6 protein-coding genes and 1 pseudogene are annotated in these 4,828 nt (G+C 69.3%); 4 read left to right on the plus strand and 3 right to left on the minus strand.

The window, feature by feature from the left end; all coding sequences use genetic code 11:
- A pseudogene (locus tag AC2W7M_RS19900) lies at nt 1-270 on the minus strand (LysR family transcriptional regulator); the annotation flags it as partial.
- 96 nt (nt 271-366) lie between these two features.
- On the opposite strand from AC2W7M_RS19900, the gene AC2W7M_RS19905 reads away from it, so the two are divergent.
- A complete protein-coding gene (locus AC2W7M_RS19905; protein WP_486134313.1) occupies nt 367-984 on the plus strand; it encodes a DMT family transporter in 618 nt (205 codons plus the stop codon).
- The gene (locus tag AC2W7M_RS19910; RefSeq protein WP_486134315.1) at nt 924-1,277 is read left to right on the plus strand and encodes an EamA family transporter; all 354 of its coding nucleotides are present in this window, start codon (nt 924-926) and stop codon (nt 1,275-1,277) included. The genes AC2W7M_RS19905 and AC2W7M_RS19910 overlap by 61 nt, the downstream gene beginning before the upstream one ends.
- On the opposite strand, the gene AC2W7M_RS19915 is transcribed toward AC2W7M_RS19910, so the two are convergent.
- On the minus strand, nt 1,255-2,037 hold the full coding sequence (locus AC2W7M_RS19915; protein ID WP_486134317.1) for a hypothetical protein: 783 nt from the start codon (nt 2,035-2,037) through the stop codon (nt 1,255-1,257). The two genes, AC2W7M_RS19910 and AC2W7M_RS19915, sit on opposite strands and share 23 nt — an antisense overlap.
- 277 nt (nt 2,038-2,314) lie before the next feature.
- On the opposite strand from AC2W7M_RS19915, the gene AC2W7M_RS19920 reads away from it, so the two are divergent.
- A complete protein-coding gene (locus AC2W7M_RS19920; protein ID WP_486134319.1) occupies nt 2,315-3,103 on the plus strand; it encodes a Bax inhibitor-1/YccA family protein in 789 nt (262 codons plus the stop codon).
- A 136-nt stretch (nt 3,104-3,239) separates the two neighbouring features.
- Nucleotides 3,240-3,761, plus strand: coding sequence for a GNAT family N-acetyltransferase (locus AC2W7M_RS19925; RefSeq protein ID WP_486134320.1), 522 nt, complete (start codon nt 3,240-3,242; stop codon nt 3,759-3,761).
- A 35-nt stretch (nt 3,762-3,796) separates the two neighbouring features.
- Here the strand turns inward: AC2W7M_RS19925 and argB are convergent, their stop codons facing one another.
- Nucleotides 3,797-4,696, minus strand: a complete 900-nt coding sequence (gene argB, locus AC2W7M_RS19930) for an acetylglutamate kinase (RefSeq protein WP_486134321.1) — start codon at nt 4,694-4,696, stop codon at nt 3,797-3,799.
- Nucleotides 4,697-4,828: the final 132 nt, after the last annotated feature.

Below are 4,828 nucleotides of genomic sequence, written 5' to 3' on the forward strand. Positions count from 1 at the left end.
GCGCGCACCGGTGCGGCGCCGGTGAGCGCCGCTCGGCCTCGGCAGCGAGGCGAGGGATGCGCCGGGCATAGCCAGCAGGACCTCGCCGTCCGGCGTGAGGCTCACGCCGCGCCCGTCGCGCACCAGCAGGCGCCGGCCGAGGCGTTCCTCCAGGCGGCGGATCTGCTGGCTCACCGTGGACTGGGTGCGATGGACGCGCTCGCCGGCGCGGGTGAAGCCGCCCGCCTCGACCACGCTCACGAACGCCTTCAGAAGATCGGGATCCAGCATTTCCCTGTCCGTATTCGATTTGCGAATGCAGATGATGGACACATTGAATTTCCAAATGCAATCCGTCCGTGCTGTGTGCGGGCCGGGAGACTTTTCATGCACGCCGCCGCCCCCCTGCGCAGCCGGGACTACACCCCGGTGCTCATCCTCGCCTTCTGCCTGCTGTGGAGCTCGGCGTTCGCTGCGGCGAAGGTGGCGCTCGCGTATTGCCCGCCGCTGCTGCTGCTCGCCGGCCGCTTCCTTTGGGCCGGCACGCTGATCCTCGGCGCCTGCGCGCTGTTCGGGCAGTTGAAGCGCATTCCGGCGCGCGAGGTGGCGGCGCTGGCGCTCATGGGGGTGCTGAACAATGCCTGTTATCTCGGCCTCAGTTATGTGGGTATGACCACGGTCTCCTCCGGCTTCACCGCCGTCGTCATCAGCGCCAACCCGCTGCTCACCGCCCTCGCCGCCGGTCCGCTGCTGGGCGAGCGGCTGACGCCGCTGAAGCTGGTCGGTCTCGGCCTCGGCATGGCGGGGGTGGCCCTGGTGGTGCGCTCGCGCATCGGCTCCGGCGCCGAGGATCTCGTCGGCACGCTGTTCGTGCTCGCCGCTCTGGTGACGCTGGCGGCCGCACCCTGCTGTTCAAGCTGGTGCGCACCGGCGCGCCCTTGTGGATGGGCAGCGGCATCCAGTCGCTGGCCGGCGGACTGGCTCTCGTGCCGGTGGCGCTGCTGACGGAGAGCCCGGACGCGATCCAGCCCTCGCTGCCGCTTCTGGCCGCCTTCCTCTATCTGACGCTCGGCGCCTCGGTGGCGGCCTTCAGCCTGTGGTTCTTCATCCTGTCGCGGGCGAGCGCCACCAAGGCGAGCGCGCTGCACTTCCTGATGCCGCCGCTCGGCCTGATGTTCGGCTGGCTGCTGCTGGGCGAGAGCGTGCCGCCGCTCGATCTCCTCGGCATCATCCCGATCGCCCTCGGCATCCGCCTCGTGACCACCGGCGGGGCGGTCAGAACCGGTACAGGGCGCTGAGCACCAGGCCGTTCTCCTGCGGCGCGTTGCGGGCGAAATAGGTGCCGACCACGGAGAGCTGGAGCGTCAGCGCCTGCGTCCAGTCATAGGCCGCGCCGAGCTGAAGCTTGTAGTACTCGTAGGAGGCGCCGAAATACGGGCCCTCGCCCGCCCCCTCCGAGACCACGTTGAACGACTGCAGCAGCACCTGCCAGCGCTCGGCCACCCGGACGCCGATTGTGGCGTCGAGGTGGAACTCGTCCGGCGGCGGCCCGGATCGCTGGCGCTGGGCCGCCTGGAGATCGAAATAAGCCGGCTTGCCGAACAGCGTGAAGGAGAGCCCGGCCAGCACGCGCAGGTCCAGCTCGCCGTCCTCGTAGCCCACCGCCGCCGCGCTCTGGGAATTGCCGGTGCCGGATATGCGCGCCACCGCCTGCGCGGAGAGCACGAAGGCATCGCTCTGGTAGAGCCGCACCCGCGCTCCGAGGCTGGTATAGCCGGGCCCCGCATAGGAGGCGGAGCCCGGCTCCCCCAGCCGCACGGCGAGGAATTGCGGTGCGGCGATCAGCGTCAGCCAGTCGGTGGCGCCATACTCGAAGACGAGGTCCACCTCGGCCTTCTCATAGGGCCGGCTGGAGAGCAGGTCCGAGGAGGGGCCGAATTCCTGGTTGGAGCTTGCCACCGTGGTCTGGACGATGACCTGGCCCGCGCCGGCCGGAAGGGTCCAGGCGCCCGCCTGCGCCAGCCGCGGGGCGAACAGGCCTCCGAGCGCGGCGAGCATGCCCAGCGCACGGGCAATCCGCCGCGGCCGCGCCTGTCCGGCACGCCGCCCGGCCCCTCGTCCCGATCCGTCGCCACGCCCCCCCATGGCCCGCGCCCCCGACCGGACCTCACTATAAGCCGCATGGGGAGTCGAATGCACGCGCCGCGGGCGATCTCACCTTGCGTAAATTCATCTGCCTCGTCTTGCCGCCCCATTTCGAACCCACCATATTAGCGGCGGACCGCGCGAAGCCTTGCGGCGCGGGCGGTCAGAGATCTTTTCAAGGGGAACGACGATGTCCGATTATGATCGCAACGTCGCCGGGCGTTGGAACACGACGGTGGCGCGCTCGCAGGCCGCGATCGACCAGGGCCTCCGCTCATACATGCTGAGCGTCTACAACTACATGGCGCTGGGCCTCGCCATCACCGGCGCGGCCGCGCTCGGCGTCTACATGCTCTCGGTCACGACCGATCCGAGCCAGGCTGCGGCTCGCATCGCCGGCGGCATCATGCTGACCCAGTTCGGCTACGCGCTGTTCATCAGCCCGCTGAAGTGGGTGGTGATGCTGGCGCCTCTCGCCGCGGTGTTCTTCCTGAGCTTCCGCGTGGAGCGCATGAGCGTATCGGCCGCCCAGATCACCTTCTGGGTGTTCGCGGCCATCATGGGCATCTCGCTGTCGACGATCTTCCTCGTGTACACCCACGAGAGCATCGTGCGGGTGTTCTTCATCACCGCCGCCTCGTTCGGCGCGCTGAGCCTCTACGGCTACACCACGCAGCGTGACCTGTCCGGCATGGGCTCGTTCCTGATGATGGGCCTGTTCGGCATCATCATCGCCTCGGTCGTGAACATCTTCCTCGGCTCCACGATGCTGCAGTTCATCGTGTCCGTGGTGGGTGTGCTGGTGTTCGCCGGTCTCACCGCCTACGACACGCAGCGGATCAAGGAGATGTATTTCGCCGGCGACGACACCGCCGTCATGGGCAAGAAGGCCATCATGGGCGCGCTGACGCTCTATCTGGACTTCATCAACCTGTTCATGATGCTGCTGCAGCTGTTCGGCGGCCGCAACCAGGAGTGAGCGGGAGCCGCGACGCGGCTCTCTCGCGAAATGAGGAGAAGCCCCGGCCGCTTGGCCGGGGCTTTTCTGTTTGAGCGGATGGGTCGCGGCGATATGCTCGCGGCGCCCCCACCTGCGCAATGTCCTGCCTCGCCCCATGCTCCTCCGCGCCGCCACCGCCGCCGACCTTCCCGCCATCACCGCCATCTATGCGCAAGCCGTGCGCGAGGGCACGGCGAGCTTCGAGCTGGTGCCGCCGGGCTTTGAGGAGATGGCCCGGCGCATGGCGGCGATCGCCGAGCAGGGCTATCCCTACCTCGCCGCCGAGATCGACGGCGCCTTCGCCGGCTATGCCTATGCCAATGCCTTCCGGCCGCGCGCCGCCTACCGGCATACGGTGGAGGATTCCATCTATGTGGCGCCGGGCTTCCATGGGCGCGGCATCGGCCGCGCGCTGCTCGATGCGCTGATCGACGCCTGCGAGCGGCGCGGCTACCGCCAGATGGTGGCGGTGATCGGCGACAGTGCCAACGAAGGCTCGATCGCGCTGCACCGCGCCTGCGGCTTCACCCACATGGGCACTCTCGCCGCGACCGGGCTGAAGTTCGGCCGCTGGATCGACACCGTGCTCATGCAGCGCCCGCTCGGCCCCGGCGCCGCCGACATTCCCGGAATGTAGGCGCCAGGGGCTCTGCCGGCCGCCCGCGCGCGCCGTCAGCGGGTGATGAGGGTGCCGGCGCCGTGGTCGGTGAGCAGTTCCAGCAGCACCGCGTGCGGCACCTTGCCGTCGAGGATCACCACCCCTTCCACGCCCTGCTCCAGCGCGTAGATGCAGGTCTCCACCTTCGGGATCATGCCGCCGGAGATGGTGCCGTCGGCGATCAAAGCGTGGGCCTCGGCGATGGTGAGCCTCGGAATCAGCGTCTTCGACTTGTCGAGCACGCCCGGCACGTCGGTGAGCAGCAGCAGGCGCTTGGCGCCCAGCGCGCCGGCAATGGCGCCGGCGAAGGTGTCGGCGTTCACGTTGTAGGTGCCGCCGTCCACCGCCGCCGCCACCGGGGCGAGGACCGGGATCAGCTCCCGGCCGAGGATCTGGTCCAGCACCATGGTGTCCACGGTGTCGGGCTCGCCGACGAAGCCGAGGTCCACCACCTGCTCGATCTTGCTGTCCGGGTCCACCAGGGTGCGCGTCGCCTTGCGGGCGCGGACCATGTTGCCGTCCTTGCCGCACAGGCCGATGGCCTTGCCGCCCGCCTCGTTGATGAAGCCGACGATCTGCTTGTTGATGGAGCCCGCGAGCACCATCTCGACGATCTCCACCGTCGCCTTGTCGGTGATGCGCAGCCCGGCGGCGAACTGCGACTTGATGCCGAGCTTTTCCAGCATGGCGCCGATCTGCGGCCCGCCGCCGTGCACCACCACCGGGTTCACGCCGGCCTGCTCCAGGAGCACGATGTCCTGCGCGAAGTGCCGCGCCACGTCCTCGTTGCCCATGGCATGGCCGCCATACTTCACCACCACGACGGCGTCGTCGTAGCGCTGCATGTGCGGCAGCGCGCGGGCGAGGACCTCGGCCTGAAGATGCGCCTCGTTGGCGGGGAACGGCTCGCTCATGAAAAGGCTCGCTCTCGGGAATGGCGGTCTGACGTTCCCGGGGCCGGACCGGCGGGGCCGGGGTCCGCGCGTGCTCCCAGTCGGGCCGGCGGCGCGCGGCCGCCGCCCTTCTAGCCGGTTTCGACCGCGCCG

It is taken from the genome of Xanthobacter sp. BG11Y11_SDJG, assembly GCF_057364445.1.